This window comes from Ruegeria sp. G7, from assembly GCF_056535465.1.
The window spans coordinates 54,917-76,005 of record NZ_JBQFIL010000001.1 but is presented as its reverse complement, the minus strand read 5'-3'; the positions used below and the strand labels follow the sequence as shown (position 1 = coordinate 76,005).

General features: G+C 58.1%; 20 protein-coding genes. 16 read left to right on the top strand and 4 right to left on the bottom strand.

Annotated features, from left to right (window positions below):
- Positions 1 to 3 precede the first annotated feature (3 nt).
- A complete protein-coding gene (locus ACR3EN_RS00375) occupies positions 4 to 1,392 on the bottom strand; it encodes a tetratricopeptide repeat protein (protein ID WP_480870183.1) in 1,389 nt (462 codons plus the stop codon).
- 124 nt (positions 1,393 to 1,516) lie between these two features.
- Between ACR3EN_RS00375 and ACR3EN_RS00370 the strand changes: the two genes are divergently transcribed.
- From ACR3EN_RS00370 to ACR3EN_RS00330, 9 genes are all read left to right on the top strand, one after another.
- Complete coding sequence (locus ACR3EN_RS00370) at positions 1,517 to 1,735, top strand: hypothetical protein (RefSeq protein WP_480819587.1); 219 nt, start codon at positions 1,517 to 1,519, stop codon at positions 1,733 to 1,735.
- A gap of 482 nt (positions 1,736 to 2,217) precedes the next feature.
- On the top strand, positions 2,218 to 3,636 hold the full coding sequence (locus ACR3EN_RS00365) for a circularly permuted type 2 ATP-grasp protein (RefSeq protein ID WP_480819588.1): 1,419 nt from the start codon (positions 2,218 to 2,220) through the stop codon (positions 3,634 to 3,636).
- 1 nt (position 3,637) lies between these two features.
- Entirely contained in the window at positions 3,638 to 4,579 is a 942-nt protein-coding gene (locus ACR3EN_RS00360; RefSeq protein ID WP_480819589.1) for an alpha-E domain-containing protein, read from the top strand.
- Positions 4,580 to 4,582: 3 nt separating this feature from the next.
- Positions 4,583 to 5,380, top strand: a complete 798-nt coding sequence (locus ACR3EN_RS00355) for a transglutaminase family protein (RefSeq protein WP_480819590.1) — start codon at positions 4,583 to 4,585, stop codon at positions 5,378 to 5,380.
- A gap of 11 nt (positions 5,381 to 5,391) precedes the next feature.
- A complete protein-coding gene (locus ACR3EN_RS00350) occupies positions 5,392 to 6,141 on the top strand; it encodes a proteasome-type protease (RefSeq protein ID WP_480819591.1) in 750 nt (249 codons plus the stop codon).
- Between the two features lie 488 nt (positions 6,142 to 6,629).
- Positions 6,630 to 7,637: a tRNA dihydrouridine(20/20a) synthase DusA gene (dusA, locus tag ACR3EN_RS00345; protein WP_480819592.1), complete on the top strand. Its 1,008-nt coding sequence runs from the start codon at positions 6,630 to 6,632 to the stop codon at positions 7,635 to 7,637.
- A gap of 28 nt (positions 7,638 to 7,665) precedes the next feature.
- Positions 7,666 to 8,490 carry a sulfite exporter TauE/SafE family protein gene (locus tag ACR3EN_RS00340; RefSeq protein ID WP_480819593.1) on the top strand — a complete coding sequence of 275 codons (825 nt, stop codon included), beginning with the start codon at positions 7,666 to 7,668 and terminating at the stop codon, positions 8,488 to 8,490.
- Positions 8,484 to 9,269: a hypothetical protein gene (locus ACR3EN_RS00335; RefSeq protein ID WP_480819594.1), complete on the top strand. Its 786-nt coding sequence runs from the start codon at positions 8,484 to 8,486 to the stop codon at positions 9,267 to 9,269. The genes ACR3EN_RS00340 and ACR3EN_RS00335 overlap by 7 nt, the downstream gene beginning before the upstream one ends.
- 36 nt (positions 9,270 to 9,305) lie before the next feature.
- Positions 9,306 to 10,034: a SpoIIAA family protein gene (locus ACR3EN_RS00330; protein WP_480819595.1), complete on the top strand. Its 729-nt coding sequence runs from the start codon at positions 9,306 to 9,308 to the stop codon at positions 10,032 to 10,034.
- A 495-nt stretch (positions 10,035 to 10,529) separates the two neighbouring features.
- On the opposite strand, the gene ACR3EN_RS00325 is transcribed toward ACR3EN_RS00330, so the two are convergent.
- Genes ACR3EN_RS00325 through ccmI form a run of 3 tightly spaced genes read right to left on the bottom strand, consistent with a single transcriptional unit; the run spans position 10,530 to position 12,462 of the window.
- Positions 10,530 to 10,763 (bottom strand): DUF1289 domain-containing protein, encoded by a 234-nt coding sequence (locus ACR3EN_RS00325; RefSeq protein WP_480819596.1) that lies wholly within the window; start codon positions 10,761 to 10,763, stop codon positions 10,530 to 10,532.
- A 17-nt stretch (positions 10,764 to 10,780) separates the two neighbouring features.
- Positions 10,781 to 11,245: a Holliday junction resolvase RuvX gene (gene ruvX, locus ACR3EN_RS00320; RefSeq protein ID WP_480819597.1), complete on the bottom strand. Its 465-nt coding sequence runs from the start codon at positions 11,243 to 11,245 to the stop codon at positions 10,781 to 10,783.
- Positions 11,242 to 12,462: a c-type cytochrome biogenesis protein CcmI gene (gene ccmI, locus ACR3EN_RS00315; RefSeq protein ID WP_480819598.1), complete on the bottom strand. Its 1,221-nt coding sequence runs from the start codon at positions 12,460 to 12,462 to the stop codon at positions 11,242 to 11,244. Before ccmI ends, ruvX begins: the two co-directional genes overlap by 4 nt.
- A 176-nt stretch (positions 12,463 to 12,638) precedes the next feature.
- On the opposite strand from ccmI, the gene ACR3EN_RS00310 reads away from it, so the two are divergent.
- The 7 genes from ACR3EN_RS00310 to ACR3EN_RS00280 all read left to right on the top strand — a co-directional run bounded on the left by ACR3EN_RS00310 (position 12,639) and on the right by ACR3EN_RS00280 (position 21,060).
- The gene (locus ACR3EN_RS00310) at positions 12,639 to 13,883 is read left to right on the top strand and encodes a sarcosine oxidase subunit beta family protein (protein WP_480819599.1); all 1,245 of its coding nucleotides are present in this window, start codon (positions 12,639 to 12,641) and stop codon (positions 13,881 to 13,883) included.
- Between the two features lie 88 nt (positions 13,884 to 13,971).
- The gene (locus ACR3EN_RS00305; protein WP_480819600.1) at positions 13,972 to 14,301 is read left to right on the top strand and encodes a sarcosine oxidase subunit delta; all 330 of its coding nucleotides are present in this window, start codon (positions 13,972 to 13,974) and stop codon (positions 14,299 to 14,301) included.
- Positions 14,302 to 14,368: 67 nt separating this feature from the next.
- Positions 14,369 to 17,398, top strand: coding sequence for a sarcosine oxidase subunit alpha family protein (locus ACR3EN_RS00300; protein ID WP_480819601.1), 3,030 nt, complete (start codon positions 14,369 to 14,371; stop codon positions 17,396 to 17,398).
- Positions 17,391 to 17,957 (top strand): sarcosine oxidase subunit gamma, encoded by a 567-nt coding sequence (locus ACR3EN_RS00295; protein WP_480819602.1) that lies wholly within the window; start codon positions 17,391 to 17,393, stop codon positions 17,955 to 17,957. Before ACR3EN_RS00300 ends, ACR3EN_RS00295 begins: the two co-directional genes overlap by 8 nt.
- A gap of 391 nt (positions 17,958 to 18,348) precedes the next feature.
- Positions 18,349 to 18,948 carry a superoxide dismutase gene (locus tag ACR3EN_RS00290; RefSeq protein WP_480819603.1) on the top strand — a complete coding sequence of 200 codons (600 nt, stop codon included), beginning with the start codon at positions 18,349 to 18,351 and terminating at the stop codon, positions 18,946 to 18,948.
- 361 nt (positions 18,949 to 19,309) lie between these two features.
- Positions 19,310 to 20,206 (top strand): glycosyltransferase family 2 protein, encoded by an 897-nt coding sequence (locus ACR3EN_RS00285; protein ID WP_480843474.1) that lies wholly within the window; start codon positions 19,310 to 19,312, stop codon positions 20,204 to 20,206.
- Positions 20,207 to 20,607: 401 nt separating this feature from the next.
- On the top strand, positions 20,608 to 21,060 hold the full coding sequence (locus ACR3EN_RS00280; RefSeq protein WP_480819605.1) for a host attachment family protein: 453 nt from the start codon (positions 20,608 to 20,610) through the stop codon (positions 21,058 to 21,060).
- Positions 21,061 to 21,089: the final 29 nt, after the last annotated feature.

The following is a 21,089-nucleotide window of genomic DNA, read 5'->3' as shown; positions in this document are numbered from 1 at the left end:
GACCTAGCTGATCTGATCGAAATTACGAAATATCTCGTCGACATGAGCCGGGTCAAAGAAAAGCTGATTGAGCAGCGGCCTGAGATTGGCATCTGGCCAAGCCCGTTGCATACGTTCCTTCGTATTCCTGGCTTTTTGCGACTGCCCATCTGCCTGATAGGCAGCGGCCAGGACTGCGTGGTTTATGACGCTGATGGGGTCACCCAACGCAGCGGCCCTTTCGAATACTTTCACTGCAGCGCCCGGATCGCCGCCTAGATACAGGGCCACACCAAGTGCGTTTTGCGACGCACCCCGGCGATGAGGCTCAGCGCTTTGTGCGTCCGCCGAACCGGTCACCGCAAAAACCATATCGAAGTCACCGGCAAAAAGTGCAATCAGTGTGTAATAGTCTCGGACATGAGGGTTGCCGGGATCGACTTTCAGCGCACGGTCCAGACGGGCTTTTGCGGACGGATAGTCATTCATCAAATAATCATAGAGCGCGCGCGCCGTCAGGCTCAGTGGATCTGTGGCATCAAGTTCCAGTCCCGCGTCAGCATGGGACTTCGTCAACGCAAGCGAGGCATCCCGGTTTTCACCGGCTGGCGTCAATGCGGTCCTAATACCAGATGCCAAAGCAGACGCTGCGGGGGCGCCGGCGTAAGACGGGTCAAGCGCTGCCGCACGTTGGAACAGGATCATACCCGCCTCAGTTCGAACAGGGTCTGGCGCGGGTAGAAGCATATTCAAACCTTGTTCCACAAGGTTCAACGCCTGCAATCGTTCAGGCGCTTCGTTGAAAAGGATTTCCCGGCGAATAAGCATATCCGCGCGGTCCTCTTCGGCTTGGCTAGCCAACTCTGGAACTGCCGCTTGGTTCTGTTGCAATTGGTAAGCGCGCAAGAATAGCCCACCTGAAACCAACAAAGAAATCAAGGAAACGACCACGACCAATTGCATCCAAAGCGGGGCATCGCGCCAATTCAGTGCTTGTGTCGACCGCTCAGATTCATCTTTGGGTCCTTCCAAGTGGTGCTCGGTTTTTACTTCTACACGCGTTTCATAGCGTGGGACATAGCCGCCGCGATCAATGTGGATCCGAATGGGAACCTGGTCTCCGCTCCCCGCGTAGTAAACGTCCAACCGCCGGCGCAATCGCCCGGCATCAACGCGCACCAGATTTTCTGCATCTGTCTCGCCAGAACCGCGGTGGTATATGTCCATAGCGATGGTTTTCGCGCGTGTCAGATTTGACCGGCCAGCAAGATCTTCCGACACCACGTACCGGAGAAATTCCTTCAGGCGATCGGCACCGGAAAACTCTTTGCTATTTAGGACCGCGTCGAGCGCATTCTCAATCTGGTCTTTATCCAGCTTCGAGTCGCTATTCTGAACAGCGTCGTGTTTCAACGATCGAAGCCCCGCATTGTAACAAACAAACCCATGGATCGTGTCACCGTATCACGCAGTAAATTACCTTACAAACATGGAAGAAATGCGGTTATTCACACGGGCAAAACCTCGGTGAGTCCAGATGCCAGTCTCTGATCCGTTCGAAGACAGTTTTCCGAATGAGCGCGACGCAATCGCAGCGTTGCGCCAGCAAAATCCGACATTTGATGAACTCTGCTCTGACTTTGAAGACCTAAGTTCGCGTATTCCGACGACCGCACGTATTCACGCCCCTGCGATTGAGAGCCTGCAGGCATTGGAACGCGAAATCCGCGATTGGTTGCATAACGAGATACGGTGAGCCGTGATGTGCGAGAGATGTACGTTTCAAGTGCGGAGATGAATGTCCGGTTTTGGCAAAGTGCGTCGCAGCGTTCCTAGGCCTTTTGAACGGAAGCTATGGGCTTTTGGAAAGGTTGTGAAATACGTCCGGTAGCTGTTGCTGGATATGCGCGTAGGTCTGCGAAGAAGCCGACTCGGCCATTGAAGTTTCATAAGAGAGTGGAGCAACCTGTGCCAACACCGCGTGAGGACCTGGCGATGCAAGATTAGTCCGGGAACGTGGTTTGGGCGTCTGCATCCAATTCCTGACTTTCTTGGAACCGCTTGCCTGCGGCATCGAACGCCAAAGAAGCCCTCGCAAGTGAGCTTCCAACGCAACTGCAATAGCCCTTTCAAATTCGGCACATCACTTCGCCTGAAAAATAGGCGTTCTACGGAGGGGTGTTGGCTGATCCTGCCCGTAGCACTTGAATCCGCAGGCATGTCCGTCACACTTCTCGCATGAGCGACTATTTTGACGAAATGTTCAGTGCTGACGGATCTCTGCGAGGGTCTTACGAAGAAATCGGGCGCTGGTTCAATGCAGAGGACGCTTCAAGGCTGAGAGCCAAACAGCGCGAAGCTGAAGAAGTTTTCAGACTGACCGGGATCACATTCAACGTTTACGGCAAAGCAGAAGCGGAAGAACGGTTGATCCCCTTTGATATCGTTCCACGGGTGATCTCCGGGCGGGAATGGCAGCGGCTGGAGCGCGGTATCGAACAGCGCGTCAGGGCGATTAATGCCTTTCTCTACGACATTTACCATCGTCAGGAAATTGTGCGTGCAGGACGGATTCCCGCCGAGATGATCGCTGGCAACGAAGCGTTCCTGCCACAGATGCTCGGCGTAGCGCCGCCCGGTCAGGTTTACACCCATATTGTTGGCGTCGATCTGGTGCGGACCGGGCCGGATGAATTCTATGTTCTGGAGGACAATGCGCGCACGCCATCGGGCGTCAGTTACATGCTTGAAAACCGGGAAACCATGTTGAAGATGTTCCCCGAGTTGTTCAGCGCGACAAATGTGCGGAATGTATCGGACTACCCCAAAAACTTGCGGCGATCGCTTGCCGCCTGTGCGCCCAGCTGCGCTGAAGGAGAGCCAACCGTCGCCGTGCTGACACCCGGCATCTACAACTCTGCCTATTACGAGCATGCCTTTTTGGCAGACCAGATGGCCGTTGAATTGGTCGAGGGGCATGACCTGCGGGTTGTTGATGGTCGCGTCTGCATGCGTACAACGCGAGGCTACAAACCGATCGATGTTCTGTACCGGCGGGTCGATGACGAGTTTCTGGACCCTTTGAACTTTAACCCAGAGAGTGCTTTGGGTGTGCCGGGTATTATGGACGTGTATCGCGCGGGTGGAATCACGATTGCCAATGCACCGGGCACTGGGATTGCTGACGACAAGGCGATTTATTCCTACATGCCCGAAATCGTTGAGTTCTACACGGGTGAGAAGCCGCTTTTGCAGAACGTACCGACATGGAGGTGCAGCGATCCGGACTCTCTGGCCTATGTGCTTGACACCCTGTCAGAGCTTGTCGTGAAAGAAGTGCACGGCTCTGGCGGCTATGGGATGCTGATCGGGCCCACGGCCAGCAAGAAAGAAATCGCAGCGTTCCGCGACAAGCTTAAATCGCGGCCCTCGAACTACATTGCCCAACCGACGCTTTCTTTGTCGACGGTGCCGATTTTCGCAAGATCCGGGCTGGCGCCAAGACATGTTGATCTGCGGCCGTTTGTTTTGGTTTCGCCTGAAGGGATCAAAATCACTCCGGGAGGGTTAACACGCGTAGCACTCAAGAAAGGGTCACTGGTTGTGAATTCCAGCCAGGGCGGCGGGACAAAAGACACCTGGGTTCTGGAGGACTGACATGCTGGGAAAAACGGCTGGCGGGTTGTTCTGGATGGCCCGGTATCTGGAACGTGCGGAAAACACAGCAAGACTGCTGGAAACCGGTCAACGAATGGCTTTGACGCGCACCCACAACTCGGTCGAGGAGTGGGCTTCGGTATTGAAAACAGCGGGCGTTCTGGACGGGTTTCTTGCCAAGTATGAGGAGATAACCAAAGAAAATGCCGTGGACTGGATGCTGAGGGATGGTGAAAACCCCTCATCCATAAAATCGGTCATCAAACAGGCCAGAGATAACGCGCGCCTCGTGCGAACGGCGTTGACCCACGATGTCTGGAGTGCGGTAAATGGCACCTGGATGAAAGTGGACGCGGCAATGAAACGTCGCGTGAATGAGCGGGACCTGCCGGGTACGCTTGAGCTGATCCGTCAGCAGACAGCCCTTGTGCGTGGCGCGACCCTCGGCACGATGCTGCGCAATGACATCTTTGATTTCATGCGCATCGGGAATTTTATCGAACGTGCCGACAATACCGGGCGCATTCTGGACGTTAAGTATTATGTTTTGCTTCCCACGGCGTTTTCGGTCGGGTCGTCGCTGGACAATATCCAGTGGGAGAGCATCCTGCGCTCGGTGGGGGCCGGTGGCGGATACCTGATGACCCACGGGCAAAATACCACGCCTTCGGATATCGCTCAGTTCCTGATCCTGGATCAGCGCATGCCCCGCAGCCTTCATTTCTGTTGCAGGAAGATTCAGGAGAACCTGTCCTATCTCAAGAAAGACTATGGATTCACGGGCCCCTCATGCGAAGCATCCAATCAGCTTTCCGACAAGTATCTCGGCCGACAGATATCAGATATTTTCGACTATGGATTGCACGAGTATATCGAAGATTTTCTTAACGATCTTAGTGCGCTAAGCTACCAGATCGAAATCGACTACCGGTTCTATGAGTAACCCATGAAACTGCGCATCAAACATGAAACCCGATACGATTTCGATGCTCCAATTCCTTTTGGCCTTCAGCAGTTGAGGAAAACGCCCAAGTCTTTTCGCAACCAGCGCATCGAAAGCTGGACGACTAAGGTTAATGGTGGTCGCAAGGAACTGAGCTATGAGGACTATCATCGCAACACGGTGGAACTGATCAGCTTTGATGTGAACACCCAATCTGTTTCCTTGATTTCGGAAGGCGTGGTCGAGGTTGAAGACACGCATGGTGTATTGGGGCGCCATGAAGGCGCGACTCCTCTTTGGCTTTTCAAACGCAGCACGGAAAAGACAAAGCCGGGCAAGGGTGTCAACGAACTGGTCCGGTCCTTGCCGAACGATGAACCCCTGGCCCAAATGCACGCTTTGTCTGAAGCAATCCGAGGCTGCGTTAACTATGAGATCGGGAGCTCGCACCCCGATTGGAGCGCGGAAGATGCGATCGAGGCAGGCAGCGGAGTATGTCAGGATCATACCCATATCTTCATCACCTGTGCGCGCAAGATCGGACTGCCCGCCCGCTATGTCTCCGGCTATCTGATGATGAATGAAACCGAACTTCAGGATGCAACCCACGCCTGGGCCGAGGTGCATCTGGAGGGGCTAGGTTGGGTCGGTTTTGATGTGTCGAACGGGATTTCCCCAGATGATCGTTACGTTCGCGTCGCAACCGGTCTGGACTATACACAGGCTGCCCCGGTAATAGGAAGCCGATTTGGAACGGCGGATGAGCAATTGACGGTACAGTTGCAGATCGCACAGCAATAACGGAGAAGACAATGACCTATGCTGTGGGCATGCGGCTAAGCCGCGGACTTGTTTTCATGTCCGACACACGCACAAACGCTGGCGTCGATAACGTCTCGACCTTCAACAAGATGTTCAACTGGACGGTAGAGGGGGAGCGGTCCATCACTCTGCTGACGGCCGGAAACCTGGCGACGACCCAAGCGACAATCAGCTTGCTTGAAGAACGTACCGAGGTGCCCGAAGAGCGCACGCCATCGATCCTCGAAGCGCCTACGATGTTTCGGGTTGCACAATTGGTGGCGGAAACACTGAACAGTGTGATTGAACAGCATGCGAAATCGGGCCAACAAGCCGACAGCGCCTTTCACGCCACAATGGTGCTGGGTGGACAGATCAAAGGCGGACCATCGCGCCTGTTCCTGATCTATCCGGAAGGCAACTTTATCGAAGCCGGAGATGATACTCCGTTCTTTCAGATCGGAGAAACAAAATACGGTCGTCCCATCCTGGTCCGCGCTTATGACCCCGAGATGAGCTTTCCTGAGGCCGTTAAACTCTTGCTCGTTAGCTTCGATTCCACGATCAAAGCCAACTTGTCCGTCGGGGCGCCGCTGGACCTGCTGCTTTACAACGAAGACAGCCTCGAGGCCGGCAAACGCTCGCGGTTCGAAGCGGATGACGAATACTTCCGCACCGTTTCAGAAGGTTGGGGCGATGCGCTAAAATCAGCTTTGTCCAAAATTCCAGAGTATTCCCGCGCAGGCGAACAAGACCTTTAACTGCCGCCGAGGTGTGCCGGAGATTTGCAAGCGACTCAAGTGCTGTGCAGTTTCGATGGGCAGGATTGGGGTGGGGGCCAATCAACATCCGTTCGAAGTGATCAGGGCGCGTGTATGACAGACTTTCCACACAAGAATGACCGAAGGTCGAATTGCTATTGGTAGGTTTGTCCAACTCCAACATTGGGCCCGCATAACAAGACATCTTTGACTTGATTTGCCCAATCTTCAGAAACAGTCATGTGTCCGACCTGTTTGAACCGCTTTGACCACTGGCCTTACCCAAACATATCCAGGGAATGATGGCCTCTTTCCGGTGGAGCAACGGAGAGAAGGGACAGGGTGTGCCCAGCTCAGAAACCAGCAGTGTTCGGGCCACTGTTTGTGTCCTCTGGATATGCTACACCGTAGCACGCTCGAATCGAAAATCCCCGGAAATCGGATGAAGTCGTGGTATGCGGTATTCAGATGCGAATGAAGTTAACACCATGAAAAAAAACGCACAAAAATCGGCGCGTTTAAGCGTGGCGCCCATGATGGACTGGACCGACAGGAACTGCCGGTATCTGCACCGTCTGCTTAGCTCGGAAACCCTGCTGTATACCGAGATGGTCACTGCACCGGCGCTGGTGCGTGGCGGGGCGTTGCATCTGTTGGACTTTAGCCCACAGGAACATCCGGTGGCGCTGCAGTTGGGGGGCTCAGACCCGCGGGAATTGGCACAGGCGGCCAAACTGGGGGCGGATGCAGGGTATGACGAGGTCAATCTGAACTGCGGCTGCCCCTCGGATCGGGTGCAGTCGGGGACTTTTGGGGCGGTGCTCATGCGATCGCCTGAGAAGGTTGCTGATTGTGTCGCGGCGATGCGCGAGGCGGTGGATGTCGAGGTCACCGTGAAATGCCGCATCGGGGTGGACGAACAGGAGCCCGCCGAGGTTCTGCCCGCCTTCCTTGACCAGATTCACGCGGCGGGGTGCACGCGTGTCACGATCCATGCGCGCAAGGCGTGGTTGCAGGGATTAAGCCCCAAGGAAAACAGGGATATTCCGCCTCTGGATTATGATCTGGTGCATCAGATGAAGGCGTGTTTTCCAGACATGCATGTCTCGATCAATGGCGGCATCACTTCGCTTGCGCAGGCGCAAGAGCATCTGCAGGCGGGGCTGGACGGTGTCATGATCGGGCGCGCAGCGTATCATCAGCCCACTGATATTCTGGCCGCTGCGGATCCACTGATTTTCGGAACCGGAGAGGTCGCCGACCCGATAGACGTGGTGCACAAAATGCTACCCTATGTCGAGGCGCATCTTGCCCAAGGCGGGCGCTTGCACCAGATCACCCGACACATGCTGGGCCTGTTTGCCGGGCGCCCCGGCGCGCGCGGCTGGCGGCGGATGCTGTCTGAGGGTGCGGTGCGCGACAATGCTGGCCCGGATGTGATCCTGCAGGCGCTGGACTCTGTCACCGCGTTGGCGCAGGTGGAACAGGTGGTTTGATACGGCCTCGGGCCGGTTTGGGGGGATGATGCCCGAGACGATGTTGCTGGCCCAGATGTTGGGCCTTTTGCTTGTGATCGGCGCGTTGGCCGGCGTGCTGGCCGGTTTGTTGGGCGTGGGCGGCGGAATTGTTCTTGTGCCCGCGTTCTTCTACGCATTTCAGACACTTGGATATGGTGGGCCGCAATTGATGCAGCTGTGTCTGGCGACATCACTTGCGACGATCATTGTTACGTCTGTCCGCTCGGTTCTGAGCCATAACAAGAAAGGCGCCGTCGATTGGGATATCCTGCGCGGCTGGGGCCCGGGTATAGCCGCAGGGGCCGTGGTCGGCGTATTGGTGGCCTCGGCACTGCGCACCGAACTGCTGCAAGCGTTGTTTGGTGTGCTGGGGATAGTGATCGGCCTTTACCTTGGCCTCGGCAAATCCGAATGGCGGCTGGGGGATGCGATGCCCAAAGGGCTGCGCCGTGCCGCTCTGTCACCCTCGGTTGGATTCCTGTCCGTGCTGATGGGCATCGGCGGAGGTAGCTTTGGGGTGCCGTTGATGAGCCTCTATAACGCGCCCATTCACCGCGCGGTGGCCACGGCGGCCGGGTTTGGCGTGATCATCGCGGTGCCCTCTGTATTTGGCTTTCTGTTCCTGAACATTGCGGCTGAGCATCGTCCTCCGCTGACGATCGGCGCGGTCAATCTGGTGGCCTTTGGCATTGTGGTGGCCATGACCATGATCACCGCGCCCTGGGGGGTGAAGCTGGCCCATGCGATGGACCCGAAACCGCTAAAGCGGGTATTCGCGGTCTTTCTCACTCTGGTCGCGTTGAACATGCTGCGAAAGGCACTGGGATGGTAGAGGCTTTGCACGAACGCGGGTGGGTCAAATTTCCGTTTGATCCGGTTTTGGCGGATTGGGTGGCGCACGCCTTGCCGGCGGCGCAGGCATCGGTGAATGACCCTGCGCATGACGAATGGCTGGACTGCGATGGAACCTGGTTCATCGGGGTTGATGCGCTGGATAATGACGCTCAGGGCAGGGTGGCCGGATCGCCCGTCTTGGCCGGAGCTGCGGTTACGCTGGCGCATCGGCAATTCGGTGCGATCGATCTGCACAAGGGGCAGGTCTCGGTGATTTATCCGGGCTACCCGCAGCCACGGCGCGGCGAGAGTGAGGCGGCGGCGCGCTATCGTGCCCGCCGGGATGCGGCGCATGTGGATGGGCTGAAACCGATGGGACCTGACCGGCGACGGCAGGTCGATGAGCCGCATGCGTGGATATTGGGTATCCCGCTGACCGAAGCAAGCGCTGATGCCGCCCCGATGGTTCTGTGGGACGGCAGTCACAAAATCCTTGGCGATGCGTTTCGCGCGGCACTGCGCGACGTCCCGCCCGACCAACTGGCCAGCGCCGATATCACCGATATCTATCAGGCGGCCCGCCGCGAGGTGTTCGAGACATGCCCGCGCATCGAACTGCCCGCACGACCGGGCGAGGCTTACCTCTTGCACCGCCATTGCCTGCACGGTGTCGCACCCTTCGCGGAACAGGCGCAGGCGGGGCCGGATGGACGTATGATTGCCTATTTCCGCCCTGAATTGCCCGGCGGAGTGGCGCAGTGGCTCGAATCTCCGTAACCTCCTGCCATTCTTTGGTTTCGGAGGATTGGTTCGATGATTACGGTTCATACAAATGCCGATGGTGCGCTGATCGAAGTAGAACTGTCGGGTGAAGTCACCAGCGCCGACTATGCGGCGACGCTGGTTCCTGCGATTGAGGCAGCGTTGGAGGAACATGACGCGGTGCGCCTTCTGGCCATCGTGGGTTCCGAGTTCAAAGGCTATGATCTGGGGGCCGCGTGGGCGGATACAAAGCTGGGCCTCAGCCATTGGCGGGGTTTCGACCGGATCGGCGTTGTTGCGGATCAGGGGTGGGTTCAGACAAGCGCGCGTTTGGCGGCACCGATCCTGCCTTGTCCCGTCCATGTGTTCGAGATGGAAGAACTGGAGGCCGCCCGCCGCTGGATGCGCGAGTCTTTGGGGGCAATCCATGTCACCGATCTGGGCGGTCCGTGCATCCAGATCAGCCTGATGGGCAAGCTCGATTCCGAGGATTATAAACAGGCGCAGACCGATCTGGATGCGCTGCTGCAAAATCGCGAGGGTTTTCGGCTGCTCATCGATCTGCGCGAGTTCGACGGGTGGCAGGGCCTGACCGCGATGGGTGCGCATTTCCGTCTGGCGGCTGGGCATATCGGCCTGCTGGACCGCGCGGCGATTGTCGGGGACAAAAACTGGCAGAAGATGGCGCAACGCATGGCGAGCCATGTGCTGGGTACGCGAACCGAGTATTTCCCGGCCGAGAGTTACGACAGGGCCAAATCCTGGCTTGCGGCCGGATAGCTCTGCCCAGCCCAAAACAGCCCATGCGCCCCGTGACGCGGCGTTACGAATGCGCATCGGATTCGTGGCGTGAAAGCGGCAAATCATTGAACTGTCGCGCAGAAACCCGAACGCGGTCTGGGTTGTGATCTGTCTTGCAGGTTTTTCCCCCTTATTCGGGCCAGGGGCTTCTCTAAATGCGTCCCATTGCTGCTAACAACCCAGACGTGCCGGCGCACCCTTCTGCTAGCCTTACGAGGCAAGCAAACGCTGGTTTTGCTCTGGCCTCGGTGGGGGACAAGGATGATTTTTCAGAAGTTATTCTCTCGGGTGTTCGATGGACCTGTTCGGCCTGCGCCGTTGCGCCATGATCGGACACAGGATCATCCACACCCCAACGACGGCGCGAAGCAGATACAGAAATCCGAAGTTCGGGCCCTGTTTCAGCGTGACTTGTCAGCGACCCCAATTGTCCTGAAGGCTCGTCAACGGCACGATCCCGAGGCGCGCCGATGATCAGTCGCGCGCCATCCGTGTTGCGCGTCCGCCGCGGCGTTTGGCCAAGCGCGGTTTTCGGTCGGGCAGGTCCTGCATGATCTCGGCGCGCTCAGTGCTGTCCATTTTGGACCAGCGCGAGATTTCATCGATAGTACGATAGCACCCGGTGCAGATACGCTCGGTGGGGTGGACAACGCAAATCTGGACGCAAGGGCTTTCGACCTCGTTTCGTTTCCAAACCATGTTTGTCATCTGCGGTTTCCGATCCGTCAAAGAAAGCGCAACCTATCCAGCGCTCCTTGCAAGATATAACCGGCGGCGACGTGATCAATAACCTGTCCGCGACGCTTTCGTGTCGTATCCGCCTCAAGCAGCGCCTTTTCTGCGGCCACGGTGCTGAGGCGTTCGTCCCAGAAGCCGATGGGCAGATCTGTGAGCCGAGTCATATTGCGGGCAAACGCGCGCGTTGACTGGCAGCGGGGGCCTTCGCTGCCATCCATGTTGCGGGGCAGGCCTAGGACGATGCCACCGATCTCACGCTCGGTCACGATCTCGATCAGCCTTGCGGAATCCAGTGTGAATTTCTTGCGTCGCACCGTTTCAAGCGGGGTGGCGACACCGCGCATCCGGTCCGAGACCGCGACGCCGATGGTCTTCTCACCCAAATCCAGCCCCATCAGGGCGGACATCGGGGTCAGCGCCGCTGCGAACTCTTCAAAGACGTCATGGATCATTGCGCGATGCCAGCCTGCAGCGCAGCGGCGTCGATCAGCTGCAACGCTTCACGGTCCCCTGCAAACACCTCCATCGCTTCGTTGCGAATGTCGATTGCGCGCTGACCCTCGCCCAGCACACCCAGAGCGGCGATCAACCGTGCCCATTCTTCCGGGGTGCCACCTTCAGTTGCCAACCTGTCCGAAAGGCCGTCGACCATGCCGCGGATCATCTCTTGCCGCTCTTCCGGTGTCATCGAGGCGGCAGCATCCACATCATCCGCGCTGGGGCCGGGTGCGGCTGAGAAGTCGGGGGCATTGAACACCCCGGCTCGGAAGGCAAGATCATCGATCTGGGCGCGGATCGCCTCGGCCCACGGCGCGCCCGGCGGAGCGTCGTTCAGTGTTTCGACCCAGACGCGATAGGCCATATCGGGACGCCCCGTCTGCGCCAGCATCTGACCCCAGTAATACCGGGCGGGTCCCAGCCTTGGATTACGTTCAAGCGCTTGTCGCAAAGCGGCCTCGGCCTCGGGAGAGACATAGCCGCCCGCGGCCAGAATCATCATCTCGGCCAGATCTGAAAACGCCTCGGCCGGGGCGTTGGCGCCCGATAGCTCGATGACGCGCGACTGTGCTTCGTAGCCCGCTTTGAAATTACCGGCGTTGGTCTCGTGCTGTGCAAGCAGAATATGGCCCTGCAGATCATCAGGACGCTCGGCCACCGTTTCACGCAAGCGCCCGAGCAAAGTGGCATAGCTTTCTTCCAGCGCCGGGGGCTGTACCGGCGTCGCCAGGCCCTCAGCCTCAAGCTGAGAGGGGCGGTTGGTGCGCAGGTCGTCCGCCAGTTCCAGACGCGCCGACAGCGGCATGTCGGGGAAGCCCGCAGCCCCCATCTGACGATACATCGCAAGCGCACCGCCAACGAGTACGACTGCCAGTAAAATCAGGGTAATAGCTGACACAGTGCGCGAGGGCCCTGCGGTGGTTGCCTCGCCGCGCATATGCGTATCTGCGGCAAGAATGCGCCGCGATATTTCGGTTCGCAGGCGTTCTGCATCAGCCTCGGCAATCACGCCTCGCGCAAGGTCCCGGTCAACCCCTGACAGCTGCTCACGATATACCCTCAGGTCATAGGCGGCGGTCGGCTGTTCTTTGCGACGGTTACGCAAGAGTGCCATACCTAGAAATCCGGCAATCAGCAGGGCGACGAGAAATATAAGAACCCAGAACGGCATGGTGTCTCCGAAGATGTTGCCCTGACTTAGACCTCTGCGCCCGCAGACAAAAGGGACAAATGGCCGCGAGGGGCGCTCATGTCGCAATAGTGCATTATTGCGACGTTGCGCGGCGCGGGTAAACTGTCAGGGCACGGCATATCTGCGCCCAATCACCGAACCGGATGGATTCGCTTATGAAACACTATTCAGCCTTTGCTGTGGCGCGTGAAGCGCTGCGCTATCACACCGGATGGGAACGCGCCTGGCGTTCGCCCGAACCCAAGAAGCGCTACGACGTCATCATCGTCGGCGCGGGCGGGCATGGTCTTGCGACGGCCTATTACCTTGGCAAGAACTACGGCATTCAGAATGTCGCCGTGATCGAGAAAGGCTGGCTGGGCGGTGGCAACACCGGTCGGAACACCACCATTATCCGATCGAACTATTTGCAGGACCCTTCGGCGGCCCTGTATGAGAAGGCGCGCAGCCTCTACGAGGATCTGAGTCAGGAGCTGAACTACAACATCATGTTCAGCCCGCGCGGCGTGATCATGCTGGCGCAGACTCAACATGAAATCCGGGGTTACCAACGCACCGCGCATGCGAATGCACTGCAGGGCGTCAAAACCGAGTGGATCACGCCCGAGCGCGTGAAAGAGCTGGTGCCGATCATCAATCTGGACGGCCCGCGCTATCCGGTGCTGGGTGGCCTGTGGCAGGAACGCGGTGGCACTGCACGCCACGATGCGGTGGCCTGGGGGTATGCCCGCGCCTGTTCTGCAATGGGCATGGACATCATCCAGCAATGCGAAGTCACCGGTGTACGTCAGGAAAACGGCCGCGTCGTGGGTGTCGATACCACCAAAGGGGCGATCGACTGTGACAAGCTGGGGATTGTCGTTGCAGGCCATTCCGGTCAGTTGGCCGAGATGGCAGGTTTCCGTCTGCCGCTTGAGGCCGTGGCGCTGCAGGCGCTGGTCTCTGAACCGATCAAGCCCTGCATGGATGTGGTGGTGATGGCCAACACCGTGCACGGATACATGTCCCAGTCCGACAAAGGCGAAATGGTGATTGGCGGCGGCACCGACGGGTTCAACAACTTTACCCAGCGCGGCAGCTTCCATCACATCGAGGAAACCGTGCGAGCACTGGTCGAGACCTTCCCGATGATCTCGCGCCTGAAAATGCTGCGTCAGTGGGGGGGGATCGTGGACATGACGGGCGACCGTTCGCCCATCATGTCGAAAACCCCGCTGCAAGGCTGCTTTATCAACGCGGGTTGGGGCACGGGCGGCTTCAAGGCCATTCCGGGCTCGGGCTGGGGTATGGCGCAGCTGATGGCCACAGGTCATTCCCCGCTGACCGAGGCGTACACGATGGACCGCTTCAAAGAGGGCCGCTTCATCGACGAAAGCGTTGCCGCCGGGGTGGCGCACTGATGAAGATTTTTCGTCGAAAAATCGCGCGCACCTTCTACGTAGATTTTGCAGGACGCTTTGTCTCGCCTGCCGCCGAAAGGATGATCACATGCTGATCCTGAACTGCCCCTGTTGTGGCGTGGATGCCGAAGAAACTGAGCTGGCCGCTGGCGGTGAAGCGCATCTGAAACGGTTTGGTCCCGGCTCTTCGGATGATGAGTTCCACGACTACCTGTTCATGCGCGAGAACCCCAAAGGCGTTCATTTCGAGCGCTGGCGCCACGCCAATGGCTGCGGCAAGTGGTTCCACGCCGCCCGCTGTACACACACGCTCGAGGTCTTTGGCACCTATTCCGCCCAGACCACCGAGCCGCCGCAAGAGATCAAGGATGCCATCACGGCCAAGCGCCCGGGATGGAAATGGAGAGAGTTCTCCTGATGCTTCATCTTTTCCAAAATACTCCCGCCGGAGGCTCCGACGCCTCCACACGCGAAAGGTCCGCACAATGAGCACCCGTCTCGCACAACAAGGCCGGCTGATCGACCGGTCGAAACAGGTTACCTTTACCTTCAACGGCACCTCGATGCAGGGCTACGAGGGTGATACGCTGGCCTCCGCCCTGCTGGCGAATGACCAGATGATGGTCGGCCGGTCGTTCAAGTATCACCGTCCACGCGGCATGGTCGCCAGCGGCGCGGAAGAGCCGAACGCTCTGGTCGGTCTGGGCGAAGGTAACCGGTTCGAGCCGAATCAGCGCGCCACCACAACCGAATTGTTCAACGGCTTGACTTCGGTGTCGCAGAACCACTGGCCGAACCTTGAGTTCGACATTGGCGCGATCAACACGCATCTGTCGCGCTTCTTGCCGGCCGGTTTCTACTACAAGATGTTCATCCATCCGAAACCGTTCTGGAAACACGTCTACGAGCCGTTCATCCGCCAGTCCGCCGGTCTGGGCAAAGCACCCGACAAGGACAGCCGGGATGCTGATACCTATGAACATTTCTATGCCTTCACCGATGTTCTGGTCATCGGCGGGGGTGTCGCGGGTCTGCAAGCCGCAAAAGCGGCTGCGCAATCTGGTGCGAAAGTTCTGCTGATCGAGCAGACGGCGCATTGGGGCGGGCGCGCTCCGGTTGATGGTGGAACCGTCGACGGTGAACCTGTGGATAAGTTCGTGGAGCAATTGGTTTCCGAACTCGAAACAATGGACAACGTCACCATGCGCAATCGTTGCATGGGGGCAGGGGTCTATGACCACGGTTATGTGCTGGGATATGAGCGTCTGACCGACCACAAGCCCGGCACCCAAGGCCCGCGTCATCGCCTGTGGCGCATCCGCGCCAAGCAGGTCGTCACTGCCACCGGTGCGATCGAGCGTCCGCTGTCTTTCGCAGGCAACGATGTTCCGGGCGTCATGCTGGCCTCGGCCATGCGTGACTATGTTGTCAACTGGGGCGTAACACCGGGCGAGCGTGTCATCGTCGCCACGAACAATGACGACGGCTATCGCACCGCGATCATCCTGAAACAGGCTGGCGTGGATGTTCTGCGCGTGATCGACGCGCGTGACAGCGCCGGACCTTTGGCCGAGGAGGCCCGGCAACTGGGCATCCGCGTCGACCCCGGCAAGGCCATCGCCAAAGTCAAAGGCGGTAAACGCGTCAAGAAGGTCGAGCTGTGCAATCAGGACGGCATCGGTGGCGCGCGGGAAGAGGTCGAATGCGATGCGGTCGCCATGTCAGGCGGCTGGTCCCCGGTCGTTCACATGTGGTCGCATTGCGGCGGCAAACTGATCTGGGATGAGGCGAACGCTCATTTCCGCCCCGACCCGTCGCGTCCTCCGCTGGGTGCAGATGGCGAAGGCTTTGTTGTTGCGGCTGGCAGCTCGAACGGTCCGCTGACGCTGGGCGAAGTTTTGACCGACGCACACGCGGCGGGCAAAGCGGCGGCGAAAGCTGCCGGTTTCAAGCCGAAGAACACCAAGGCTCCGGCTGGTGAAACCACCGAGGAGGCGCCGATGGCAGCCGTCTGGCTGATGCCCGCGAATGCGGACATTCAGCTGCGCATGAAATCGTGGTTGGACTTCCAGAACGACGTCAAGGTCTCGGATGTTCAGCTGGCGGCGCGCGAAGGCTATGAAAGCGTCGAACACACCAAGCGTTACACCACACTGGGTATGGCGACCGATCAAGGTAAGTTGAGCAACATCAACGGCTTGGCGATTCTAGCTGATGCGCTGGATTCGGAAATTCCGAAGGTCGGCACCACCACATTCCGCCCACCTTACACGCCCATCTCGATGGCCTCGATTGGCGGTGAAGCGCGTGGTGAGGTGTTCCAGCCGATCCGGCAGACTCCGATGCACAACTGGCATGACAAGAACGGCGCAGACTGGGAGCCCGTGGGCCATTGGCGCCGGACCTATGCTTATGTCCGTCCCGGTGAATCCGTGCATGACGCGGTGAATCGTGAGGTGAAAAACACCCGCGAAAACCTCGGCCTGCTGGACGCCTCGACGCTGGGTAAGCTGATCGTCAAGGGCCCGGATGCGGGCAAGTTCCTGGACATGCTGTACACCAACATGATGTCCACGCTGAAAGTCGGCAAATGCCGCTATGGCCTGATGTGTTCGGAGAACGGCTTCCTGATCGACGACGGTGTTGTCGCCCGTATCGATGAGGACACATGGCTGTGCCACACTACCACAGGCGGGGCCGAGCGTATCCACGGTCACATGGAAGAATGGCTGCAGACCGAATGGTGGGACTGGAAGGTCTATGTCGCCAATGTGACCGAGCAATACGCTCAGGTCGCCGTGGTAGGCCCCAACGCGCGCAAGGTGCTTGAGAAACTGAACGCGCAAGCGGGTGGTGGCATGGACCTGTCGAAAGAAGCGTTGCCCTTCATGGAATGGCGCGACGGCAAGATCGGTGAGTTCGATGCACGGGCCTATCGTATCTCGTTCTCGGGCGAACTGTCTTATGAGATCGCGGTTCCTGCAAGCCAGGGTCAGGCGTTCTGGGATGCTCTGATGGACGCAGGCAAAGAGTTCGGCGTGATGCCTTACGGCACCGAATGTCTGCACATCCTGCGGGCCGAGAAGGGCTTTATCATGATCGGCGACGAGACCGACGGTACCGTGATCCCACAGGATCTGGGGCTGCATTGGGCGCTGTCCAAGAAGAAAGAGGACTACCTCGGCAAACGTGCCCATACACGCAGCCATATGGCCGATCCCGAACGCTGGAAACTGGTCGGTCTTGAGACTGTGGATGGTTCGGTTCTGCCGGACGGTGCCTATGCGGTTGGCGAGGGCGTCAATGCCAACGGCCAGCGCAATATGATCGGGCGTGTGACCTCGACTTATTACTCGGCCAATCTGGGCAAAGGCATCGCCATGGGTCTGATCAAGCATGGTCCCGACCGGATGGGTGAGATTGTCGAGTTCCCCGGAACCGACGGGAAAACCTACAAAGCCAAGATCGTGGACCCGATCTTCTACGACAAGGACGGGGAGAAGCAGAATGTCTGAACCCATCAGCGCACTGAACCACGCAAGCTATGAAGGCATCGCCAAGGTCGAGGAATGCGGCCTGCAGGGCATGATCACTCTGCGCGGTGATCTGTCGGACAAGGTGCTGGCCAAGGCCGTCAAGGACGCAACCGGGCAAAAAGTGCCCGGCCAGCGTGAGGCTTTGGTCAAGGGCGACACTGGCGTATGCTGGATGTCCTCGGACGAATTGCTGGTGCTGGTGCCTTATGCCGAGGTCGAGGCGAAGCTGGCCGATATGGCAGGTGCGCTCAGCGGCACCCACGCCTTGGCCGTAAATGTCTCGGACGCCCGCGCGGTGTTCCGTGTCTCGGGTGGCAGCGCCCGCGAGGTGCTGGGCAAAGTTGCCCCGGTCGAGTTTTCGACCGAGGCTTTCCAGCCCGGTCAGATCCGCCGCTCGCGCCTGGCGCAGGTGGCTGGGGCCTTCTGGATGGACGATGCAGATACCTTCCGCGTCGTCTGCTTCCGCTCGACTGCGGACTATGTGTTCAAGCTGCTCAAGGTTGCGGCGCAGCCAGGGAGCGAGGTTGGGGTTTACTAAAACCCTGATCACTTTTTGAGATGCAGGTGAGGGGGCTTTGCCCCCTCGGCCTGTGGCCTCACCCCCAGGATATTTTTGGCCAGATGAAGCCCAATTGGTCGTGTTTGCCACGCATGTACCGGGTGGGCGTGGATGCGAAACACTTCTGATGTCGCAACATCGGAAGTGCCCTTGGTGTGGCGCGACGGGTGGCCCGAGTACCTTAGGCTGCTGGTCGCAGCATTCGAAAAAAGCGAGCTATCTGGCGAGACTGGGAGGCCATGATCTGATGGTGGATGTTCGTTGGGTGCGGTCGAGCTCAGGGTTTTGTGATCTCGGCCCTTGACCTACGGCCCTTGCCGCAGCATTTAACCTTTGGAACCGCAACACTCATTTTCAACAGGGGGCCGAGATGGCTTTTGAACTTCCTGATCTTCCTTATGCACATGACGCGCTGGCAGCCAAAGGTATGTCCGCCGAAACGCTGGAATATCACCACGACCTGCACCACAAAGCGTATGTCGACAACGGCAACAAGCTGATCGCCGGGACCGAGTGGGATGGCAAGTCGATGGAGGAGATCATCGTCGGCACCTATGACGCCAACGCCGTCGCGCAGAACGGCATCTTCAACAACATCAGCCAGCTTTGGAACCACAACCAGTTCTGGGAGATGATGGGCCCCGGCGACAGCGCCATGCCCGGTGAGTTGGAAAAAGCCCTGACCGAGAGCTTTGGTTCGGTTGACGAATTCAAGTCGCAGTTCAGCGCGGCGGGTGCCGGCCAGTTCGGTTCGGGCTGGGCGTGGCTGGTCAAGAATGCCGATGGCTCGCTGGCCGTGACCAAGACCGAGAACGGCGTGAACCCGCTGTGCTTCGGTCAGACCGCGCTGCTGGGCTGTGATGTGTGGGAGCATTCCTACTACATCGACTTCCGCAACAAGCGCCCGGCTTATCTGACGAACTTCCTCGACAATCTGGTGAACTGGGAAAACGTCGCGTCGCGGATGTGATCGCACCCGCGAAGGTTTTAAAGGGGTCCGCTGGCGGAGACGCTGGCGGGCCTTTTTCGTTGAGGGGTACTGATTTCAAGGTTCAAGCTGTTTGGTTGGTTTGAGTGTCTGATCGGAGCCCTCAGCGGACATGGTTGAACAACGAGAGTGGCACGTTAGGTCGTGGTACCTAGCCTCTCTCATTAGACGTAAGGCCCAGTTTTCCTTGGGGTTTGTAGTACTTGCTCAGGCAGTGAGTTTTCGGCATCAAAAACAAGTACGCGCAATATATGGAAATTTGACCGACAAATTCACTTCCCCTTGCCGCGATAGCCATCAAGAACCTTTTTGCACAATCCATTTGAATTGCTGCCACTTGAATATGCGCACACTACCAGAGATTGTTTGCTTGGAAGTTGGACGAGGTATGAGCAACATGAGAATCGCTGCTGTCACTATGGTGTACAAAGGCTACGCAACACTCGGAAGATGGTGCGCCCACTACGGGCAGCTTGTTGGTTACGAAAATTTATACATAGTATCCCACGGAGATGACCCCAGACACCGAGAGATTGGTGCTGGGTGCAACGTCATAGGGATACCCAGAACTGGGCTCGATCGCTTTGACTACCATCGACACAATGCGCTCAACGGATTAGCTCAGTTTTTGAGAACCTATGTTGACGTGGTGATGCAGGTCGACGTGGACGAGTTCGTTTTCGTCGACCCAAATGAGCATCAGAATCTGGCCGACTGTTTTCAATCGGGTAGCAGCGACGGCTGGTTCTGCGTCGGATTTAATCTCATTGCACGGCATGATGATATGCCGCTTGATCATGAACAGCTTTATTCGGCGCAAAGGCAGCTCGGCATCGTAGACTCAATGTACTCAAAGGCGATCGCAGGACGGAATGGAATCCAGATTGGCTTTCATGGTGCCAAGGATCCCAAAACACATGATGCGAGCCGTATGGCTCTTCCTAGAGGACTATATTTGGCCCATGTGCGTTATGCTGATATTGGCGAACCCGGTGACGCGGACAGTTTCACGGAAATGAGCCGCAGTCGCCGAAAGACTGAGGATCGTTCAAACACCTCGACGGAAACAGTGTCAAATTTTGTTGTAGTTGAGGCCGAAAAAGAGCTCTCAGATAGTTATGAAAGACTAGCGGCCGGATTCCAGCGCAATAGGAAAAAACGACCAGGCGTTTGGTGCGTTCCCAAGTTCAAGCGAAAGGTCGCGTTCGAATTGCCGGACCGGTTTGTAGGGCTATTCTGATCTCTAAACTCAATGTCCATATTCGCGAACGACATTTACAATAAACGGGGCCGACAGCGTGGTCGCCCCGATGTGGGGGTTGTCAGCAGAACCGACCCTGCATCGGCAACGGTATGACACCTTCCGGTGTGCTGGCGATGCCAGATTGCGTCCAAGAAGCAGTGTTTTCTAATCTGCGCATTCTAGCGCGCTGCCGCAGGTAGAAACCTGCCTAAGCGTCAACTTTCGTCGCGCGCGGCATTGTACGCGGCCCCGCAATACCTAGCTATAATATGCGGAGGGAGAGAGCCGCCAACTGATTGAAAACAGACCGCTCAGCGCGCCGCGACATTGCCGGCACGCAACCGATAATCTGTGCCCGAGGGATGGGTAGACCACGTCAATCTTTGCAGGAGACCATAATGGCCGCACTTGAACAGGGAACTTGGGTTATCATTGCCGACGGGGAAAAAGCGCTGGTGATGGAGAATATCACCGACGCGCAGGACCCCAATCTGGTCGTCGTATCCGTCGAGGAACAAGACGCCGCCCCGACCAGACCAGCCGACCGGGCTGGTCGCCGGGCCGATACAGGCCCCAAGCAGAAATCTGCGGTCGAGGAAGAGAGTTGGAAGGCCCATGCGCGATCTCTGTTTGTGCAGGATGTGGCAAACCTGTTGAATCGGAAAGGGCTGAAAGGGGCGTACAAAAGACTCGTACTGGTCGCCAGCCCGCATGTTCTGGGCTTGCTGCGCCGTCGTCTGCACAGTGAGGTTCTGGCCAAGGTGGTGGCCGAGGTCGACAAGACGCTGACCAACCATCCGTTGCACAAGGTCGAGCGTATCCTCAAGACGCGGCTTGCCGCGCCGGCCTGAACGCTCAAGGGCACGGGCGGCACACCGCC